A 20,421-nucleotide genomic window follows, 5' to 3' on the forward strand; every position below is an offset into this window, starting at 1 on the left:
CCTATGGTTCCCCACCTCGTCACCGCACTGACTGGCCCCATCAGCGAACTGGAGCAACGCATTCTCGAATCCATGCCTGCTGTCGAGCGCTGGTTTCGTTTGGAATGGATGGAGCACACGCCACCGTTTTACAGCTCTGTTGATGTACGCAATGCGGGCTTCAAAGTAGCCCCGGTTGACACCAATCTCTTCCCGGGTGGCTGGAACAACCTCACCCCAGAAATGCTGCCTTTGGCGGTGCAGGCGGCCATGGCCGCAATTGAGAAAATTTGCCCCGAAGCGCGTAACTTGCTGCTGATTCCTGAGAACCACACTCGTAACCAGTTTTACCTGATGAATGTGGCCACTTTGGCGCGCATCTTCCGCGCCGCTGGCCTCAATGTACGCATTGGCTCTATTAGCCCTGAAATCACGGAAGACACAGCCATCACCCTGCCTAACGGGGAAGAGCTCGTACTGGAGCCGGTAAACCGCACCCAATACCGCTTGGAAGTCAAACACTTTGACCCCTGCACCATTTTGCTCAACAACGACCTCTCTGCTGGTGCACCAGGCATTCTGGAGGACATCAACGAACAGTTTCTGCTGCCACCATTACACGCGGGCTGGAATGTACGCCGTAAAACCAACCACTTCAAAGCCTATGAAGAGGTCGCCAAACGTTTTGGCAAAATGCTGGGGATCGACCCATGGCTGATCAACCCCATTTTTGGACATGCCAACAAAGTCAACTTTGCAGAAAGCCAAGGCCTGGAAGCACTACAGGAAAGCACCCACGCAGTATTGACCAAAGTCCGCAAAAAGTACAAAGAATATGGCATCAGCGATAAGCCTTATGTGGCCGTCAAAGCAGACAACGGCACCTATGGCATGGGCGTGATGATGGTGCAAGACGCCTCTGAACTGGCCAGCCTGAACCGTCGCGCCAAAAACAAGATGTCAGTCATCAAGGATGGACAAGAAGTCAGCGACCTCATCATCCAGGAAGGTGTTCCCACCATTGAGAACATTAATGGCGCCACAGCGGAGCCCGTGGTGTACATGATGGATCGGTACGTAGTCGGTGGCTTCTACCGCACCCATGCCAGCAAAGGCGCTGATGAAAACCTCAACGCACCCGGTGCCACCTTCCTACCGCTGGCGTTTGAGCCAGAACACGTGATGGACGCGCAAGGCCACCCGGGCGAGTTGCTGCCCAACCGCTTCTATATGTATGGTGTGATTGGCCGCTTGGCCATGCTGGCTGCCAGCTACGAGTTGGAGCAGACCAACCCCGAAGCAGAAGTCTATTAACCCTCCTCCCCATACACCATGATTCTTGTAACTGGCGGCGCAGGCTTTATTGGCGCCAACTTCGTTCTCGATTGGATCGCGCAAGTAGGCGAGCCTGTTGTCACACTCGACAAACTCACCTACGCAGGCAACCGGGCCAATTTGGCTTCGCTCGAAGGCGATAGCCGCCACACCTTTGTGCAGGGTGACATCACCGATGCTGCGTTACTAGACCAATTGCTGGCCAAGCACAGCCCTCGCGCCATTGTGCATTTCGCTGCAGAAAGCCATGTAGACCGTTCCATCCATGGCCCGGAAGACTTCATCCAAACCAATGTGATTGGCACCTTCCGTTTACTGGAAGCGGCTCGCAGCTATTGGAATGGATTGGAAGAGGACCGCAAAACGGATTTCCGTTTCTTGCACGTTTCTACCGACGAGGTCTATGGCTCTTTAGCACCGCAGGCGCCAGCCTTTACCGAGCAACATCCTTACGAACCCAACAGTCCGTACAGCGCCAGCAAAGCCGCCAGCGACCATCTCGTACGCGCTTGGTTCCACACCTACGGTTTGCCGGTGCTCACAACCAACTGCAGCAACAACTACGGCCCGCTGCATTTCCCGGAAAAGCTCATTCCGCTGGTCATCACCAACGCCTTGGCAGGCAAGCCACTGCCCATATACGGCGATGGTCAGCAAATCCGTGACTGGTTGTTTGTCAAAGACCATTGCAGCGGCATTCGCCGAGTGCTGGAAGCGGGCCAGTTAGGCGAGACTTACAACATTGGTGGCCACAACGAAATGGCCAACATCGACATCGTCAAACGCATTTGTGCCCTGCTTGACGAGCTGCGCCCCCGTACTGACGGCCAAAGTTATGCCCAGCAAATCACCTTCGTCAAAGACCGTCCCGGGCACGACAGACGCTATGCAATTGACGCCAGCCGCATGCAAGGCGAATTAGGCTGGAAACCTGCAGAAACCTTTGACAGCGGCATACGCAAAACCGTGCAGTGGTATCTGGACAATACCGCCTGGGTAGAGAATGTCCAAAGCGGCGCGTACCGCGAGTGGGTGCAAAAGCAGTATGCTTGAACTTCACGCAGCACCACACACCCAACCGCATCACGGTGGTTTATAGCTGCTAGGAGCCATGCCATGAAAATACTCTTACTCGGAAAAAATGGGCAAGTCGGCTGGGAGCTGCAACGCAGCCTCAGCGTACTAGGCGAGGTGATCGCGCCTGAAAGGGGAAACCCTGCCCTCAACGGCGACTTGTCAGACCTTGGTGCATTAAAGGCGACGATTGCGCAAGTGGAGCCCCATGCCATTGTCAATGCAGCAGCGTATACCGCAGTGGATAAAGCCGAGACAGAGCCAGAACAAGCCCACGCCATCAATGCCGCTGCTGCTGCGCTGCTCGCACAAGAAGCTGCCCAACGCGATGCTTGGCTCGTGCACTACAGCACAGACTATGTGTTTGATGGCAGCGGCAATACCCCTTGGAGCGAGGAAGACGCAACTGCCTCCCTGTCGGTGTATGGTCAATCCAAACTGGAAGGCGAAAAATACATCACTGCCAGTGGTGCCAAGCATTTGGTATTGCGCACCAGCTGGGTATATGGCGCGCATGGCAACAATTTTTTGAAGACCATGCTGCGTTTGGGCGCTGAACGGCCAGAGCTGCGAATCGTCGACGACCAAATTGGCGCGCCCACTGGGGCAGAGTTGCTGGCCGATGCCACGGCACACGCGTTGCGCCAAGCACTGGCAGGCAGCCCTGCCTTGAGCGGTATTTACCATGTTGCCGCTAGCGGCTACACCGATTGGCGAGCCTATGCCGAGTTCGTGTTTGACCAGGCGCGCAATTTATTGCCCGAACGCCAGTTCGCCAGAACTACCCCCATCCCTACCGCAGACTACCCAACGCCAGCGCAGCGCCCTTTGAATTCACGCCTGAACACCCAACACTTTCAAACCACATTTGGTTTGACACTGCCTGCTTGGCAACAGGGCGTTGCCCGCGTGGTGCAAGAAGTCTTGTCGACATAACCCAAACAATTGCAGCGCGCTATCGCAAACCGCACAGCGGCGCCTTCCGCGTAAGCAATAAAAAAAGAGGCGGTGAATACCTGCCTCTTTTTTTATTTCATATGCATGGCTTGTGAAGCTATGCGCAAATCAAAGGATTGCGCACAGCACACTCTGCGGCGACTTATTTGCCTGCAGCCTTGCGCTCTTGCTCGATCAAGTACTCAACCACTTGCAAGGCATTGGCCAAATTGCGCGCTTTAGGACCATCGGTGTAATACTTGCCAGCCACGCCCAAAGAAGGAACCCCTTCCACTCGGTAGTCATCTTGCAGCTGAGAAGCACGACGCACTGAACTGGCCACAGAGAACGAGTTGTAGGTCTTCTTGAACTCTTCTACATCCACACCTTGTGTTTTGATCCAGTCAAACACCGCGTCATCAGAAGTCAAGCGCTTACGCTCGTTGTGAACAGCATTGAAAACCGCGGTATGCAGCTTGTCCAGCAAGTTCATGCTTTCCAGCGCGTAGTACAGCTTTTGCTGCGGCACAAAATTGCCATTTTGCTGGAATGCCACAGGCACACGGCGAACGATCACGTCGGCAGGTTGGGCACGCTTCCATTTGTCAAACATCGGCTCAAACGCATTGCAGTGTGGGCAGGAATACCAGAAGAACTCCAACACCTCCACTTTGCCTGCAGGAGTACCCAGATCAACGGGCTTGGCCAACGTGACGTATTGCTCACCTTCAACTGGAGCAGTAGATTGCGCCCACACCGGAGCAACACCCATAGTGCCTGCAGCGCCCAAGGCAACGGCAGAGAGAGAAAAATGACGGCGATTGAGAGACACAGAGCACTCCTATGTTTGGGGAAACGCAGCCTCACGGCAGCAACAATTCAAGACCTCAACGGTAACGGGCTTTGAGAGCCCACATTACGCCAGAAGTTCACACTTTCAAACAACTATTTGCGCAGATGCGCTCGCTTGTGTTGTGCACGTTATTGTCCCATTGTTTGTCAAAGCGCATTGTTTCGCCTGGCTCAACACTCTGGCGCGTTTGCGGCAACATCCCACTATGAAGATGCAACGAGTGGAGTACCATTGACAATCGTTTTGTTTTATCCCCGCAGCAACCTGTATGGCACGCCGCTTGCCACAGGCCAGACTGCGCTTCTCGACCCATTCGCGATGAACACCACAACCGCTCCTCAACGCGCTGCCAGCGCTTCGTTGTTAGACGCACTCAACCTGCGCTTTGGCGCCCAAGTCTCTACCGCCCAAGCCATTCGGGAACAGCACGGCCGCGACGAAGGCTCGCTTCAGGCGCCGCCTCCCGATGCCGTCGTTTTTGCCGAAAACGCCAAAGATGTCGCGGACGCTGTTCGCTTGGCCCATGACCACAACACCCCTGTCATTGCTTATGGCGCAGGTTCATCGCTGGAAGGGCACCTGCTGGCCATTCAAGGCGGCATCACCATTGATGTCAGCCGCATGAATAAAATCATCTCCATCGATGCCGATGACTTGACCGTGACCGTGGAGCCCGGCATTACCCGCAAACAGCTCAACGAAGCGCTCAAACACCAAGGCCTGTTCTTCCCGATAGACCCAGGAGCCGATGCCAGCGTTGGAGGAATGACAGCCACGCGAGCCTCAGGCACTAACGCTGTGCGCTATGGCACCTTGCGCGAAAATGTATTGGCTCTGGAAGTGGTTCTGGCCAACGGCGAGACCATCCATACTGGCACACGCGCCAAAAAATCTGCTGCAGGCTACGACCTCACTCGCCTGTTTGTCGGCAGTGAAGGCACACTGGGCATCTTTACCCAAATCACGCTCAAGCTGTACCCGCTGCCTGAGGCGGTATCTGCCGCTATTTGCTCATTCCCCAGCATTGAAGAAGCGGTGCGCACCGTGATTGCCACCATCCAGTTGGGTGTGCCTATTGCGCGGGTCGAATTGCTCGATGGGCCAACAGTGGGCTTGGTCAATCAATACAGCAAACTGTCTTTGCGAGAAGAGCCGATGCTGCTGATGGAGTTTCACGGCTCGCCAGCATCGGTCAAAGAACAAGCTGAAACCGTGCAGGAAATCGCGGCCGAGTACGCTGGTCAGGCCTTTGAATGGGCCCACACGCCAGAAGAACGCACGCGCTTGTGGACTGCCCGCCATAACGCTTACTTTGCAGGCGTGCAATCACGCCCAGGCTGCCGCGTGATCACAACGGACACCTGCGTGCCGATCAGCCGATTGGCCGATTGTTTGCTGGCTTCTGTAGCAGAGGCGCAGGCCTCTGGCATCACCTATTTCTTGGTGGGCCACGTGGGTGATGGCAATTTCCACTTCGGTTACCTGATTGACCCTGATGACGAAGCAGAGCGCGCACGCGGCGAAGCCTTGAGCCAAGCATTGGTGGCCAGAGCCATTGAAATGGGCGGAACTTGCACTGGTGAGCACGGCATTGGCATTCACAAAATGGATTACTTGGTGCAAGAAACTGGGGCAGGTGCTGTGGCAGTGATGCGCAGCATCAAACAAGCCCTGGATCCGAAAAACATCCTCAATCCAGGAAAAATCTTCAACGCGCAAGCCTGACACATCCGCATGGCTGTCGGCCAAAGCCACGATAGCGTAGTTCTATCAGCGTTGGCCACAGCTATCCCCCCTTTACTAATACAACTCTAGCCTGCGCTCTACTTCCCATTCGCCCGCATCAAACTGGCACTGGTTCGTGCAATCAATCGCTAGCTAAAGGCAAATAGCTCAACCCACTTGCTCTGAACCCTTCAGAACCTGTCAAGAAGCATTACGGCAGCCTTCACCATGCTTAAACAGCGGCTGACTGTAAGTTATTTCAAGGCTTTCAGTGCCGCATCGCGCTCGCGCTGCAATTGCATCACAGCACCCAAACGGCTTTGCAAAATGGACGCGTCGACATGGTCTGCCTTGCCGCCCATTTGGCGCACCATGTTCTGCCCAGCCTTGAAACGGTCTATTGCAGCCTCGTAATCGAGCCTGGCCACCTGCGCTTCAGCTTCAGCACGAATCGCGCGCAATGGTTGATTTTTCGCCGTCCACAATCTGGCCAACTGCTGCCAGGCGCCAGCATCGCGCGGGTGATCTGTCAGCCAGCTCTGCCATTGGCTAGTGAGGCCCTCAACCAAGGCAGTATCAGCGCTGCTTGGCATGTCGACAGCATACTGGGTGCGTAAGAACAACTCTGGCCGCAAACGTGCATGGTCGCCCAGCTGGGCCATGGCTTGAGCACCCCATTGTGCATCTCGGGATGCCAGTGCCAACTCCAGATTCAATAACAAGGCTAAGCGGTGTGCACTGGCATCACCTTGCGTCAAAGGCAGTAACGCATTGGCAAACTGCCGCGCCTGATCCGCCTCACGCAACTGCCCTGCCGCCATGGCTGCGGCATACAAGCGGCCGGCCTGCTCAGCCGGCGTAGCATTGGTACGATTGGCTAGCACTTCAGAACCCGCTTGCATTGCTGTACGCAAAAAATCCACCTTGCCTAACGACAGCACACGCGAACGAGCGACGATTATGGAATGTTCCAAGGTCATACGCACCGGCACATTACGTCCTTCCTGACCTAATCTGGCCTGCATATCAGACAAGCGCTGAGTGGATAGCGGGTGAGTGCGTAAATAGGGAAAAGCGCCTCGGTCGTTGAGGCTACTGGCTTGGTTGAGCTTGTTGAACATGCCCACAAAACCATTGGGATCAAAGCCAGCAGGCACCATCAAGCCAAAACCTATGCGATCGGCCTCTTGCTCCATCGCTCGAGAAAAATCCAAACTGTTTTGAATGGCCAACGCCTGCCCACCGGCCACTACCGCCTGCGCCCCTTCCGGGCTTTGACTTGCCGCGATAGCGCCCAAAATCATGCTGGCAATCACCAATGGTGTTTGGCGTGCGTTCTGGGCAACCACCCGTGAAATATGCCGCTGGGTCACGTGTGACAACTCATGAGCCATGACAGACGCCAGCTCATCTTTAGAGTCCACGGCATTGATCAGCCCCAAATGCAAGCCGAAATACCCGCCGGGCAAGGCAAACGCGTTAATGGTGCGGTCTTTGCCCAAAAACACTTGCCACGCAAACTGCTCCTCTAGCGAATCGCCTAGCGCCCCATTTTTCTGGGCCGCCGTCATCAGCGAATGCCAAATACCCTCTACATACTCTTGTAGGACTGGGTCATCGATGTAATCTGGGTCACGGTAAAGCTGACGGGCAATTTGGTCACCGATGCGGCGCTCGTCACCAACGGTAAAGCCGTCGACCTCTCCCAGTGATGGCAATTGCTGCGCTACGGCAGGTTTGGCGACCAGACCAGCACCAAATGCCAAGGCAAGAGACAGCGCCGTCACCGAAAACGCCGAAGAGCCCAAGCGGGCAAACGAACACAAAGAAGAAAGCAATGGCAATGTTTTCATAAACGATTAGGAGTTCCTTGTCTGTATTTTGGTTCACTGGCCAAAAACGCCGAGTACACGCTCGGCTTAAACATGAGTGCTTTTATACTGGCGCAGCGCCTCACCAACTTTCCCATGAATGCCATGGACATCACTACCCCTGCCCTGTTGTTTCCTGCCATCTCGTTGCTGCTCTTGGCCTATACCAACCGTTTTCTGGTTTTGGCACAAGTCATCAGGCAATTGCACGCATCCCCTCAGCACGATACGCCACTGGTGCACCGCCAGGTGCCTGGTCTGCGCAGGCGCATCAGCTTGATCCAGTATATGCAGGGCTTCGGTGTGCTGAGCTTTTTACTCTGCGCTGTATCCATGTTCGCGTTGTTTCTGGAGGCGCAATCGCTAGGCAAATGGCTCTTCGGGATCAGCATCCTTTCACTGATGCTGTCTTTGCTGCTGTCGTTGATTGAAGTCATTATCTCCACCAACGCATTGACTGTTGTGGTGGAAGATATCGAAAACGGTCAACATTCGTCCTGATCCAATCCAATTGAGCCGCACCTATTGTTGCTGCGACGTTTTATTTAGCACTGCATCGTGCTTGGCAGTGTAGGCAATAAGCCCCTGGGGAGCTGCGCTATCTGGATGCTGCAATAACCGCAACTGCTGCACGGTCTGCGCCTCTGTTTTAAAGACATGCACATACTGCTTATCGGCCAGCAAGCCCGCGGTTGTTAAACGTTTTTCCAGTGGCAGTTTCATACCGCTCAAATACAGTTTTCCTTTGCGCTTGGCCACCATCGTGCGTAATTGGTAGAGCGTCTCCAAGCCTGTTGCATCAATATTATTGATGGAGGAAGCCACCAGACAAATGCTGTGCATGTGCGGAAAGGCATCCCAACTGGCGACGACCCGCCGCTCCAATGCAGTGGCCGTAGCAAAGTCCAACCCAGCATCCAGGCGCAACGCCAGAACGTTTTCAGCTAAAGGCGGCAAGTGCCACAAAAAGCGGTCACGCAAGCGACCATCTTCAGGAAACTCGCCCACTTCAATGATGCGCGGGTGTAAACGCTGGTGCATGAAATAGGCCAAATTGGCCAAAAGACCCGCTAAAACACCCCAATAAATACGTGGCGCAGAAACCAAAGTCACCGCCATGGTGAGCAACGCAATCCCCGCTTCCACACGAGAGAAAGCCCAAAACTTCTGGAACGCGCGGGGCTTGATCAGGCCCATCACGGACACCACTACCAACGCCGCCAGCAACGACAGCGGCACATGCTTGAGCAAAGGGGTGAGCCACAATGCAGCTGCCAATACCAACGCTGCGGCAAAAAGGTTGGCCCATCCTGTAGCGGCCCCTGCATAGTGCATAACAGCAGAACGCGACAAAGAAGCACTGGTCGAAAAGCTGCCAGACAAGCCAGAAACGACTTTGCCAACCCCTTGCGCAATCAAGTCCTGCGCAGGTCTCCACTGGGTGCCGGCTAAGGCATGCTCCGTCTTGGCCGATGTCGCCACCTCCACAAAGCTCATCAACGCAATCACAACAGCGGGCACCACCAACTGGCCCAAGACCTGCAAGCCAGGCCACACAGGAATACTCAAGCCATGTAACTGCACCTGCAACTCCCCAATCACAGCGCTACCGCTGGCTGCATAGCCCGTCAATGCGCTGACAACAGCAGCAGCAGCCAAAATCAAAGCGGCCCATGGAATAGTGGCGCCAAAACGGCGTGTGTAAATAAAAGCTGCGATCCCTACAGTACCAAACAGCAGCGCACGATGGTCCATGGAGCTCAGCAAGTTCCAAATGTCCTGCACGGATGCTACGGTCAGCCATGCATCCCATGAAACGCCCGTTAACGCAGGTACTTGCGAAGCCATGATCAAGATCGCTGCAGCTTGGGTAAATCCGCTCAGCACCGGTACGGTGACCACATTGAGCAGCCAATCCAAGCGCGCTGCACCCAAGGCAATTTGAATCAGACCAGCCAACAACGCCAGCCATACCGCCAATGTCACCCATTGCGCACTGCCTGCCGCTGCCATCGGAGCGAGCGCGGCAGCGATCATCAACGAACTCAAGGCTGTTGGCCCTACCCCAAGCCGAGGAGAGGAAGCCAAAAGGGTAACCAACAACAACGGCAAAATGGCGGCATACAGTCCAGTCTCCAAGGGCATTCCGGCCAAACTGGCATACGCAATGGCTTGGGGCACCAACATCAAGCCAACAGTCAAGCCCGCGAAAACATCTTGTCGCAACTGGGTCGGTGAAGGACGCAGCCATGCCCAAAAAGGCAATCGGTGCATCAGACTCAAAAAGGTAGACATGCTTTGCTCACGATCAGCAGCGAAAAATCATCAAAATAACCATGTACGTGGGGCAATAGTCGCCTCTGGGACGAAGCGTCAGAACCCTAATTGGACCACCTGGCGCGAAAGAACTCTTGCGACAGAGCCAACCAAACATCAGAAGTCATCCGCACGCTGAATTGTCAACGCAATCCCGCAGTTTCCTAAGACGCATGGCGAAATCATTGCGGACACCCCAAACGCCAAAGGCTTACTCAATGGCACAAAATAGCCCCATCGCCGCAACTTTACAAACAAATTACACAACTTGTTTTGATCAAGCACCCCACAAAAGTTTAATGAGAATTATTTTTGATATTATTTCAAGGATTTCTTTGGGCGCTTACCCGCATCCACATCGCACCTGCTCTATCGGGTCGTACTAATGCGGTGAAAGTGGTCCATTTCTTCTCATTATTTCAACCTGTCGCTTGGGAATTACTCATGAAGCAAAATCGGTTCATCACTCCATCACTCGGCCGTTTGGCCGTTAGCTTTGCAGCTGCAGCCATGTTGGCTGCTTGCGCATCCACCGGTAGTGGGCCTCAATTCTCTCAAGCTGACGACTCTTTCAACGGCCAAGTTCGCGTGGTGGACGCCCCTGTCGTTTACGCAGGCAATACGGTCAAATTGGCTGGCGCGAACTTCAAGCCCGGTCAACAAGTGCAGTTCTTCTATGAAGGCACTCCTATTCTGAAAGACGCCGTTGTGGCCGACGCAGAGGGCAAGTTCGCTACAGAAACAGCCATTCCTGCAGGCGCACAACCAGGCCGCCACTCTGTGGTGGTGAGCGCGACTAATCCTAACGCAGCATCAGTCTACCCCTTGAAAATCTCCCCTCAAATACCTTTGAGCGGTGAAGACAAGTTCTCTATCGAGAGCAAAAAACTCGTGACTGGTCTGTACCAATCGGCTTACAGCGCCAAAAACAATGTGGTATTTGCCGCTGCAGCAGTAGGCCGCCCACCAGTGAAAGAGTCGCAGATCGTCAAGGTCAACCCGGACACACTGCAAGTTCTGCAAGCTGTGAGCCCGGCCGAAGCGCCCGCACGCAAAGGCCAAGATGGCAAGGAGCAACCGGGCGGAGTATTTGCGGTCTATGGGATTGGCTTGGACGAGCAAAACGGTACGATCTGGGTGACCAACACACGTCAAAACACCATTGCGGTGTACAAACAATCCGATCTGAGTCTGATCAAACAGTTCGCTCCTGGTGAAGTTGGCCATGGCCGTGATGTCGCCGTAGACTCGAAACAAGGCAAGGCCTACGTGTCCACGTCCTTCACGCCAAACATCGAAGTGTTTGACACCCGCACATTGGAAAAAGTAGGCACCATCGAGCCACAAAGCACCGTGCGCGGCCCCAATGCCCGCCCATTTGGCTCTATGAGCTTGGCACTCGATGCCGCTTCGAGCAAATTGTTCGTAGTCAGCGGCACTGGTGAGATTGCCATTGTCAACACCCAAAACAATGCTGTTGAAAACGTCTTCGCCGTCGCAGGCGTGAACTCGAGCTCCGGCATTGCCTACGACGCCAGCACCAACCGCGTGTTCCTGTCTTCGCAAGGCTCTGACAACGTTGCGATTGTGGATGCAGCAACCGGCAAAACACTCAAAAATGTTCTGGTCGGCGCAGGCAGCTTGAACGTGGCTTTTGACCCTGTCAGCAAACTCGCCTATGTGGCCAACCGTGGCTCCAGCACCGTCACTGTATTGAACAGCAACGGCGACATCGTTGCGAACCTGAATGCAGGCCCAATGCCAAACCACATCAGCGTTGGCGCCAACGGCGTGGTCTACGTGGTCAACAAAGGCCAAGGCGAGCACGCAGAAAGCAATAGCGTCACACGCATTCAGTTGAAAAAATAATTGCTCCAACATGCCCAGACCTGATTGAACAGGACTGTGCCATGCTGTGAAAGAAGGGCCAACCCCATTGGGATTGGCCCTTTTCTTCTTGTGCCGCAAGTCCTTTGTGCACATGCTGTGGGGTGTATATTTACCGTTTCCGTTTGCCCATGGCGTCGTACCAGCACGCCTTTCACCAACTACTGTTATGCCGATTACCCCTCAAGAAGCCCTGCAGCGCACGATTGAACACCGAGAAATTTTTCATGACGAAATGCTGCATTTGATGCGATTGATCATGCAAGGGGAAATCTCCCCGCTCATGACAGCAGCCATCATCACCGGCTTGCGTGTGAAAAAGGAAACCATCGGCGAAATCACTGCGGCCGCTTCTGTCATGCGCGAACTATCGCGCAAAGTCACCCCGAAAAACACCGACCACATGGTTGATATTGTGGGCACTGGTGGTGATGGGGCGCATACGTTCAATATCTCAACCTGCTCCGTCTTTGTGGCAGCAGCAGCAGGTGCAAAAATCAGCAAACATGGCGGGCGCAGCGTCTCCAGCAAAAGCGGCAGCGCTGATGTGATGGAGGCGCTGGGCGTCAACATAAACCTGCAACCAGACGCCATTGCCACCTCCATTGAGCGCACCGGCATCGGCTTCATGTTCGCCCCCAACCACCATCCAGCCATGAAAAATGTCGCTGCCATCCGCAAGGAAATGGGCGTGCGGAGCATTTTCAACATCCTTGGCCCCTTGACCAACCCAGCTGGGGCGCCAAACATTCTGATGGGGGTCTTTCATGCCGACTTGGTCGGCATCCAGATTCGTGCATTGGAGCGCCTAGGCGCACAACATGCCTTGGTCGTGTTTGGAAAAGATGGACTCGATGAAATCAGCCTGGGGGCCGCCACGTTGGTGGGTGAGCTCAAAGACGGCAAAGTACGTGAATACGAAATCCACCCGGAAGACTTTGGCCTCGCCATGGCCAGCACCAGAGCCATCCGCGCAGAGTCACCAGAGCAGTCACAACAGATGCTGCGCGGCGTACTGGAAGGGGCTACAGGCCCGGCACGCGACATCGTGCTGCTCAATACGGCAGCCGCTTTGTATGCTGCAGACATTGCCAGCGACATCGGTCACGGCATTGAACTGGCACGCCAAGCCATTGACACAGGTGCGGCCAAAGACAAGCTGCAAGAGTTTGCTGCCGTCACACACGAGTTGGCTGCTACCGCTGTATAAACACGTTCCAAAGGCTTGACTGGTCTGCCTAAGCGGCCAGCCTCGGGCTGCTTGCCTTGTACTCTTTTATGCATTGGTTCAAAAAGAGGGGGCCACATCGGCCCACCTCAGCACCCCAAGCACAATTCAAGTCCAGTTAGCGCTGCAACCAGCTTTTGACACGCGCTTGCACTTGTGGAGGAATGGCACGAGCCACTGGCCGCAGCAACGGTAACGAGCGCAAACGCACCAACTGCTGTAAGACTTGACCACGCACGCCATCTGCTACCTGTTGCGAAACGCTACGGTGCTCAGCACTGGCCACACACTGAGCCACTGCCTGTGCGCCCTGTGCCACCCCATGTGCGTCACGCGCAGTGGCTTTAGGGAGGTACTCATTCGCATAACTCCAATGGCCCCATGTTTGCGCATGTGCAACCAAATGCGCAGGAAGAGGCGGTTCAACAGGCGAAGAACCCTGTTCAAAATGCGTTTGGCGCATCTGCATGAACTGGTCAACCCATTGCTGCGCAGTCAAATCCCATGGCAACACCCAACTCCATAGTCGATTCGCCACTCGCTCGGCAAAGGCGCCTAAATCCGGTACAACGACCGGCAGGCCTGCCTGCAATGCTGAGCTCAGCGTGTAGCTGTAAGTCTCAGGCCACTGCGCAGGCAACCAAACCAAATCGGGCGCAATGCGCTGCAGCAAGGCAGGCAAATCCTTGTCGTCGTACTGCCCATGCACTTTGAGTGCACTGGCAGGGGCTGTCTGCAAATGCCTGTACGCAAATCCAATCAAATGGAATTCCAATGGCAAGCCTTGCTTTTTGGCCAACAACGCCGCTTCTTCCAAAACATCAGCTCCTTTGATCACGCTGATGGCGCCGATGACAGCAATGCGCAAAGGCTGATGGGGTTGCAGTTGACGCGGTTGCGGCTGTGGCAACGCCATCAAGTCGATATCGGTATGGGGTGCAAAGCGCAAGTTCGCTTGAGGTGCAAAGCGATGGATTCTGTCTGCAGCATCCAGTCCAGGGGATAAAACAAAGCGCGCGCCCTCAAGCAACAAACGGTTGCGAATACGCCACGCCTGGATTGATTCATCGACTGGAGGGATGGGGGTTGGGTGCACGCCGCCACAGCATTCCCCTTGGGCATCGACGTCATAGTGGCCTTTGCGGCCAGTCATCGTAATGTTCGTACAGAAACTGTAGAAATCATGCGTGGTGAAGTCATACCCCACACCCAACAACTGGGGCAACTCCCACGCCAGCTTGCCGTGGCCAAGCAAATGATGGTAATGCACATGCGAAACCCCCATTGCTTTGAGCAGCGCCAGCAGTTTGTCTCTTTCATGGACGGTATCGAATACTACCGACCAAGTTTTAGACAACATACACGTGTCCGTCGAAGCGTCGTGCTCTACCACTTGCAACAACACATGCTGGCCAGAAGTTGGCCGCAAGGACAGGAAAACTGCCTGACCGTTCAATGTTTGGGCTAATTCCAGCACATGCCGCTCAGTTCCGCCACCGCGTTGATGGTGGATGGCCAGAATCACAGGCAACGCACCTCGCGCCGTCCAGCGTTGCCAGTCAGCAGCCAAGCGCGCTTGCTGAGCAGGATCGCGCTGCAAAAAGGCATGCACCTGGCTTTCATAAGTTGGGTGCAGCCTGCGCAAAGTTTCCATCGCAGCTTGTTCGCGCGGACTTTTGCTTTCACCAAAACTGACTCCGCCTGTATGCAGCACATACGTGTCCAACGCATGCAGGTTGCGCCAGCCCTTCACAATGGCACGCTGGCAAAAATCGTTTTCCTCGCCATACCCCTTGCCAAAGTTCGCTTCATCAAAGAAGCCCACATCCTGTAAACAATCACGGCGGATGTACATGCAAAAACCCACACCCGTGGGTACGTCCACACTTTGCCCCGGATTGGTTTGCGCAAACAATGCGTCCAGTTGCGCCGTACTGTAGCCTTCAGGCAAGGGGTTGTCCTTGCAGAACACGGGGTAGCTGCAAATGGTGGCATTGCTGGAAAACGGGGTAACGGTGCCGGCGTTAGCGCTGCGGTAAGCGGCTTTGCGCAACCTGCCCAACCAGTCATTGGCAACCTCAGTATCGCTATTGAGCAGCAATACGTCATTGGCATCTGAATAGCGCATACCGCGGTTGACGGTGCCCACAAACCCCAGATTCACTTCATTTTCCAGCAAGGTGATGCGCGGTTCATGGGCAGCCTTGTCACGCAGCCATTGGGTGACCTCAGGCTCTGGGCTGCAATCGTTGATCACAATCAGGCGGTACGCAACGCCCACCTCACTGGCCAACACCGACTCCACACACAACTGGGTATCGGCCAAGCCTTTATAGACTGGCACGATGATATCGACGATTTCGCTCACTGGATCTGGCACGACTGCGGTCATGCCAGACGATGTCTGCACCGCAGCTTGAACATCCGCATGGGTTGAGACAATGGGAGTAGCCTGCGCAGGAGTCACTGCCCCACCCAGTAAAGAACCCAGCTTGGCACGACCTTTGAGCACATCACGCAATTGCACCAAAGGGCGGGTGTAGCGAAAAACGCGCGAGTTGCGCATATTGCTTAAATGGTCGGCCATGCCACGCAATTGCTGGTGCAGGTCGGCAATTTCCACCTGAGAGCGATCGCGCTCAGTAAAGAGATAGCGGTTTTCCAACTGCAAAGCATCAACCTGAGCTCGACTTTCCTGATGCAACTCAGCATGCAAACGATGCAATTGCGCATGCTCGAGCGCCAATTTCTCATGGTCCTGGCTAACCTCAGCAATACGCTGCACTTGAGCCACACTTTGCGCACGCAAGAACTGTTGCTCTGCCTGCAGTGGTCCAACCAACTGAACCAAACTGATGTAGTCAGCCGACATGGGCCAACCCAGCTCAACTTCTACATGCAGCGGGCTTTGCTGCGCCGCTTGTTGCAGCACCTGCGCATCAATCGGGAGTTTGAGCCACGGGTCACTCCCCGTGAGCACAGCTGGGGCCATAGGCGCGCCACCCAACAAGGGGCCGCCCCAAGCCATTTCATGCGTAGGTGCTTGCTGTAGCAATGCCCCTGCACCATCGTCTTCCACACGCCACTGCCACACCACGCCTGCAGTGCTTTGCACCGTCAAACGGTAGAGGTACAAGATACCAGGGCGATCAGCCGGGTCAAACTTGAGTGCCTGCAGCTGTTTGAGCTGCGCAGGCAGCGTGAAATGCAAGGTTTGCCTGGCCACTCCAATAGCGCCTGGCTGCACTTGCTTGTGTTCTTCAGAAAAGCCTGTGCCATCGTCCCAGTACAACTGGCTGGAAAACATGGCCTGCGCCTGGGCTGCGCAGCCATCGCGTTGCGTAACAAAACGGCTATTGTCTGCTGCAGACTCAGCCCCGACAGCCGGGGCCTTGGCACACACGATGAACTGGTAGGTCAGAGCATCCTCGCCTGCCAGCAGGTGGCGCGCCACGGCAGGAGGTAACAGGTCAAAGGGTTGTTTGAACTCCGACTCCTGCAAATGGCGCTCAATCGTCTCAAAGCCCTCTACTTGCCAGCCACTGTCTTGCAATAACCGCAGCAGCGATTTTCGCGTGAAGTGGCGCACATGAGTGGCATCCAGCAAGCCCTCTTGCCGGTAGAGAAACTCGCCCCCCATCAATTCCGCCACCAAGCCTGCGTAGGTACTGTTGGGAATAGAGATCAGCAAGCGCCCCTGCTGCGTCAGCAAAGCAGGCATATCCTGCAGGAGTTTTTGAGGTTCGCGCAAATGCTCAAGCACATCGGCACACACCACAAAGTCGTAACGATGTTGCCCAAACAGCTGCGTCAGAGGGGTTTGCTCTAAATTCGCCACCTCAACCTGGCGATAATGCGCGCGTGCCAAGGCCGCTTCAGCCTCATTAAATGTCACGCCATCAACGGTGCATTGCTTTTGGGCACTAAGATACTGCCCCAATGCACCACTACCGCAGCCTACATCCAGCACATGCGCCCCATGTGAGATCATGCCAACCAACGTCGACAGCGACGTGCGTTCGCCCTCATCAATGTTGCGCAAATAAACGTGTAGTTCGTCTTTTGAAAGTGTCATTGTCTTGATTCAATCAGTGGCCGATGCCATGGCCCAAACCTTGGTTTGTGTTTGGCGCCAGCCTCAGGTGATTTGTCCATCTACCCCACATCCGCATGCTTAGTTCTACCCCTGCCGATGCAGCAGCCATGTCCGCTTGCGCCACCTCTGGCAAAGAGCCTCATGTCGTGGCATCCATTGTCAGCCATGGGCATGGCCGCTTGATTCTGGATTTGATTCAACAATTGCAAGCCCTTGCGGAGCCGTGCTTGCGACGCGTGATTGTGACATTGAATATTGAGGAGCCTGAACTCATGGCGCAGTTACAACATGTAGCCAGCGCTTCATTTGTGCTGCAGATCATCCAAAACACAACGCCCAAAGGGTTTGGCTGCAACCACAACGCAGCGCTGCAAACAGCCCTATCGCACCCAGTCACATCCCCGGCAAGCCATGTTTGTATCCTCAATCCAGACATCAGCCTACTTGATGCCCACCCCATGGCCGCATTAACGCAAGCGTTGAACACTCCTGCGACAGCACTTGCCTATCCGCTATTGGTCGATGCTGATGGTACCAGGCAAGACAATGAGCGCGAGCTGCCGAGCTTTCGCAAACTGTTACTGCGCCGCCTCTTCAAGCGCACAGAACAACGGGTAGACTGGGTCAGCGGCGCATGCATGATGCTGCGTGCCAATGACTGGCTGCGCCTAAGGGGGTTTGATGAGCAGTTCCACATGTACTGCGAAGATGTCGACTTGAGCCTGCGTGCTCGGCGCGATATAGGTGCTCTGGTGCGCGCCCAGACCCGCATGGCACACAGCGCACAACGCGCCAGCCACCGCCAATATAAGCACCTGGCCTGGCATCTGCAAAGTCTGTGGCGGCTGTGGCACCTGCCCAGCTTCCGCTGGGCGCTACGCAATCCCAGCCCAGTCATACGCTCGGCTATTGAATAAAAACGAACTGGACGCTCCATGCTGTGGCCTTGTGTAATTGCCTTTTTCGTTTCATTCCTGGTCTGTGGCCTACTCAGACGCATGGCGCGCCGCCATGCCAGGCGTTACCCTAAAGATATGCCGCAGCGCCAGCATAAAGGTGATATTCCTCGCATTGGCGGGGTCGCCATGGCCGCAGGCATGGGCGCCGCCATCTGCGCTGGTTTATGGAGTGCCTACCACGACGATCTGGCCCGTCTACAACTGGGTTGGTGGGTCATCATTTGGGGCGTTTGCATGGTTCCTGCCGTTCTCGGCGGGCTCCTGGATGACTTAACCCAAAAACTCACTGTCCGGTGGCGTTTCCTGCTCACCTTTGCCAGTGCTGCGTTGGCGGTTTTCTGGCTTGGCATCCAAGTGCCACGAATCGGCATCCCCTGGATCGACCAATTACCATGGCTTTGGCCTTGGCTGGGCATAGCCATTGCGCTGTTTGCCATTGCTGGACTGCCTCATGCCTTCAACATCATTGACGGATACAACGGGCTGGCCTGCATGGTGGCCATCATTGTGGCGCTGGCGCTGACGCATGTCAGCATTCAAGTCAATGACCGTTCGATGGCTGTGATTTTCTTGATCACTGCCGCGGCTAGCGGAGGATTTCTACTGTGGAATTACCCATTAGGAAGGATTTTTGCAGGAGACTGCGGCGCCTATTTATGGGGTAGCGTATTGGCCATTGGCTCAGTGCTTTTGGTGCAACGCCACCCCTCGGTGTCTCCCTGGTTTCCTATCCTGCTTTTGATCTATCCCGTCTGGGAAACCTTGTTTTCCATGTACCGTAAGTGGGCCCGCGGCGGCTCACCGGGCGTGGCCGATGCTCTGCATATCCACCAACTGATCTATCGCCGCATCGTGCAGCGCGTGTTTGACGATGATGAGGCACGTGACATGCTCAAGCGCAACAACCGCACATCGCCCTATTTATGGGGCTACACACTGCTGACTGTGTTGCCTGCGGTTTTGTTTTGGCACACCACTTGGGTTTTGATACTGTTTTGCCTGGGTTTTTCCATGCTCTACACCTTCGCCTACCTGAGCATCATTCGCTTCAAAGTACCTGTCTTTTTACGCTGGAATCCATTGCAAGGCGATGAAGAGCATCCCTCAAACCGAAACGAGCAATAAGGCTGCAATAACGCACCACCATGCAAAGCCAAGTGATTGTTAACAGGCTTTGAAGTGCGGCCAATTCATGCACAATGCGTACGCATCATTTCTGCAACCCATTGAACGGCTGAGCACCATGACTGAACCTCTCAAAATTGCCCCCGCAGACAAGGCCAACATCCTCTCGCAGGCCTTGCCCTACATCCGCAAGTTTCATGGCAAAACCATGGTCATCAAATACGGTGGCAACGCCATGACCGAGCCAGCCCTGCAAGCGGCTTTTGCCGAAGATGTGGTCATGCTGAAACTGGTCGGTATCAATCCAGTGGTGGTGCATGGTGGTGGTCCTCAAATTGAATCAGCCCTTAAACGTCTGGGAAAAACAGGCCATTTCATCCAAGGTATGCGTGTCACCGATTCCGAAACCATGGAGGTGGTGGAATGGGTGCTGGCTGGCGAAGTGCAGCAAGACATTGTGGGCCTGATCAACCAAGCTGGCGGCAAAGCCGTTGGTTTAACTGGCCGTGATGGCGCATTCATTCGTGCCCAAAAACTCAAGATGGCCGACCACAAAGACCCCAGCATCATGCATGACATCGGCCAAGTTGGCGATATCCTGAGCATTGATCCGAGCGTAGTCAAGGCGCTGCAGGACGATGCCTTCATCCCCGTGATCAGCCCTATTGGCTATGGCGACCAGAACGAGAGCTACAACATCAATGCCGACGTTGTTGCCAGCAAGCTTGCCTCCGTCCTTAAGGCAGAAAAACTGATGTTGCTGACCAATACACCGGGTGTGCTGGACAAGCAAGGCCAATTGCTCACCAACCTCTCGGCCCGCGAAATTGACGCTTTGTTTGCCGACGGCACCATCTCTGGCGGCATGCTTCCCAAGATTTCGGGCGCACTCGACGCCGCCAAGAGCGGTGTGAACTCTGTGCACATCGTGGATGGTCGCGTGCCCCACGCCATGCTGCTGGAAATCCTGACCGATACGCCGTACGGCACCATGATCCGTTCCCATTGAACTAATCGTTACACCGTCACTCTAGCCA

General features: G+C 54.9%; 14 protein-coding genes. 10 read left to right on the top strand and 4 right to left on the bottom strand.

Features of this window, described 5'->3' with window-relative positions; genetic code table 11:
• Positions 1–3: 3 nt before the first annotated feature.
• The 3 genes from gshA to rfbD all read left to right on the top strand — a co-directional run bounded on the left by gshA (position 4) and on the right by rfbD (position 3,324).
• Positions 4–1,293 carry a glutamate--cysteine ligase gene (gene gshA, locus E9531_RS09000; protein WP_136573427.1) on the top strand — a complete coding sequence of 430 codons (1,290 nt, stop codon included), beginning with the start codon at positions 4–6 and terminating at the stop codon, positions 1,291–1,293.
• Between the two features lie 18 nt (positions 1,294–1,311).
• Positions 1,312–2,367 carry a dTDP-glucose 4,6-dehydratase gene (rfbB, locus tag E9531_RS09005; RefSeq protein ID WP_136573428.1) on the top strand — a complete coding sequence of 352 codons (1,056 nt, stop codon included), beginning with the start codon at positions 1,312–1,314 and terminating at the stop codon, positions 2,365–2,367.
• 63 nt (positions 2,368–2,430) lie between these two features.
• Positions 2,431–3,324 (top strand): dTDP-4-dehydrorhamnose reductase, encoded by an 894-nt coding sequence (gene rfbD, locus E9531_RS09010; protein ID WP_136573429.1) that lies wholly within the window; start codon positions 2,431–2,433, stop codon positions 3,322–3,324.
• 163 nt (positions 3,325–3,487) lie between these two features.
• Here rfbD and E9531_RS09015 read toward each other — a convergent pair whose 3' ends face one another.
• Entirely contained in the window at positions 3,488–4,096 is a 609-nt protein-coding gene (locus tag E9531_RS09015; protein ID WP_136573495.1) for a thiol:disulfide interchange protein DsbA/DsbL, read from the bottom strand.
• A gap of 399 nt (positions 4,097–4,495) precedes the next feature.
• Between E9531_RS09015 and E9531_RS09020 the strand changes: the two genes are divergently transcribed.
• A complete protein-coding gene (locus E9531_RS09020; protein ID WP_136573496.1) occupies positions 4,496–5,902 on the top strand; it encodes an FAD-binding oxidoreductase in 1,407 nt (468 codons plus the stop codon).
• Positions 5,903–6,156: 254 nt separating this feature from the next.
• Here the strand turns inward: E9531_RS09020 and E9531_RS09025 are convergent, their stop codons facing one another.
• Positions 6,157–7,755 carry a M48 family metalloprotease gene (locus E9531_RS09025; RefSeq protein WP_136573430.1) on the bottom strand — a complete coding sequence of 533 codons (1,599 nt, stop codon included), beginning with the start codon at positions 7,753–7,755 and terminating at the stop codon, positions 6,157–6,159.
• Between the two features lie 72 nt (positions 7,756–7,827).
• Here E9531_RS09025 and E9531_RS09030 point away from each other — a divergent pair, with 72 nt between their 5' ends.
• Positions 7,828–8,274, top strand: coding sequence for a DUF2721 domain-containing protein (locus E9531_RS09030; RefSeq protein WP_244610055.1), 447 nt, complete (start codon positions 7,828–7,830; stop codon positions 8,272–8,274).
• A 21-nt stretch (positions 8,275–8,295) separates the two neighbouring features.
• Here E9531_RS09030 and E9531_RS09035 read toward each other — a convergent pair whose 3' ends face one another.
• Entirely contained in the window at positions 8,296–10,068 is a 1,773-nt protein-coding gene (locus E9531_RS09035; protein WP_136573431.1) for a SulP family inorganic anion transporter, read from the bottom strand.
• Positions 10,069–10,533: 465 nt separating this feature from the next.
• Here E9531_RS09035 and E9531_RS09040 point away from each other — a divergent pair, with 465 nt between their 5' ends.
• Together E9531_RS09040 and trpD are read left to right on the top strand one after the other, a co-directional pair.
• Positions 10,534–11,958: a YncE family protein gene (locus E9531_RS09040; RefSeq protein WP_136573432.1), complete on the top strand. Its 1,425-nt coding sequence runs from the start codon at positions 10,534–10,536 to the stop codon at positions 11,956–11,958.
• A 187-nt stretch (positions 11,959–12,145) separates the two neighbouring features.
• Positions 12,146–13,186: an anthranilate phosphoribosyltransferase gene (trpD, locus tag E9531_RS09045; protein WP_136573433.1), complete on the top strand. Its 1,041-nt coding sequence runs from the start codon at positions 12,146–12,148 to the stop codon at positions 13,184–13,186.
• Positions 13,187–13,322: 136 nt separating this feature from the next.
• Here trpD and E9531_RS09050 read toward each other — a convergent pair whose 3' ends face one another.
• Positions 13,323–17,279, bottom strand: a complete 3,957-nt coding sequence (locus tag E9531_RS09050) for a methyltransferase domain-containing protein (protein ID WP_136573434.1) — start codon at positions 17,277–17,279, stop codon at positions 13,323–13,325.
• A gap of 95 nt (positions 17,280–17,374) precedes the next feature.
• On the opposite strand from E9531_RS09050, the gene E9531_RS09055 reads away from it, so the two are divergent.
• The 3 genes from E9531_RS09055 (at position 17,375) to argB (ending at position 20,393) form a co-directional block, all read left to right on the top strand.
• Entirely contained in the window at positions 17,375–18,217 is an 843-nt protein-coding gene (locus tag E9531_RS09055; protein ID WP_136573435.1) for a glycosyltransferase family protein, read from the top strand.
• A gap of 18 nt (positions 18,218–18,235) precedes the next feature.
• Positions 18,236–19,384, top strand: a complete 1,149-nt coding sequence (locus E9531_RS09060) for a glycosyltransferase family 4 protein (RefSeq protein WP_136573436.1) — start codon at positions 18,236–18,238, stop codon at positions 19,382–19,384.
• A 118-nt stretch (positions 19,385–19,502) separates the two neighbouring features.
• Positions 19,503–20,393, top strand: coding sequence for an acetylglutamate kinase (gene argB / locus E9531_RS09065; RefSeq protein WP_136573437.1), 891 nt, complete (start codon positions 19,503–19,505; stop codon positions 20,391–20,393).
• Positions 20,394–20,421 lie beyond the last annotated feature (28 nt).

The sequence above is a fragment of the Lampropedia puyangensis genome, assembly GCF_004833285.1.
GTDB classification, from domain to species: domain Bacteria; phylum Pseudomonadota; class Gammaproteobacteria; order Burkholderiales; family Burkholderiaceae_C; genus Lampropedia; species Lampropedia puyangensis.

Excerpts from the sequence above, each read along its gene's own strand:
- gshA (WP_136573427.1), top strand. The coding sequence starts at position 4 with ATGGTTCCCCACCTCGTCACCGCACTGACTGGCCCCATCAGCGAACTG.
- rfbB (WP_136573428.1), top strand. The coding sequence starts at position 1,312 with ATGATTCTTGTAACTGGCGGCGCAGGCTTTATTGGCGCCAACTTCGTT.
- rfbD (WP_136573429.1), top strand. The coding sequence starts at position 2,431 with ATGAAAATACTCTTACTCGGAAAAAATGGGCAAGTCGGCTGGGAGCTG.
- E9531_RS09015 (WP_136573495.1), bottom strand. The coding sequence starts at position 4,096 with ATGGGTGTTGCTCCGGTGTGGGCGCAATCTACTGCTCCAGTTGAAGGT.
- E9531_RS09020 (WP_136573496.1), top strand. The coding sequence starts at position 4,496 with ATGAACACCACAACCGCTCCTCAACGCGCTGCCAGCGCTTCGTTGTTA.
- E9531_RS09025 (WP_136573430.1), bottom strand. The coding sequence starts at position 7,755 with ATGAAAACATTGCCATTGCTTTCTTCTTTGTGTTCGTTTGCCCGCTTG.
- E9531_RS09030 (WP_244610055.1), top strand. The coding sequence starts at position 7,828 with ATGAGTGCTTTTATACTGGCGCAGCGCCTCACCAACTTTCCCATGAAT.
- E9531_RS09035 (WP_136573431.1), bottom strand. The coding sequence starts at position 10,068 with ATGTCTACCTTTTTGAGTCTGATGCACCGATTGCCTTTTTGGGCATGG.
- E9531_RS09040 (WP_136573432.1), top strand. The coding sequence starts at position 10,534 with ATGAAGCAAAATCGGTTCATCACTCCATCACTCGGCCGTTTGGCCGTT.
- trpD (WP_136573433.1), top strand. The coding sequence starts at position 12,146 with ATGCCGATTACCCCTCAAGAAGCCCTGCAGCGCACGATTGAACACCGA.
- E9531_RS09050 (WP_136573434.1), bottom strand. The coding sequence starts at position 17,279 with ATGACACTTTCAAAAGACGAACTACACGTTTATTTGCGCAACATTGAT.
- E9531_RS09055 (WP_136573435.1), top strand. The coding sequence starts at position 17,375 with ATGCTTAGTTCTACCCCTGCCGATGCAGCAGCCATGTCCGCTTGCGCC.
- E9531_RS09060 (WP_136573436.1), top strand. The coding sequence starts at position 18,236 with ATGCTGTGGCCTTGTGTAATTGCCTTTTTCGTTTCATTCCTGGTCTGT.
- argB (WP_136573437.1), top strand. The coding sequence starts at position 19,503 with ATGACTGAACCTCTCAAAATTGCCCCCGCAGACAAGGCCAACATCCTC.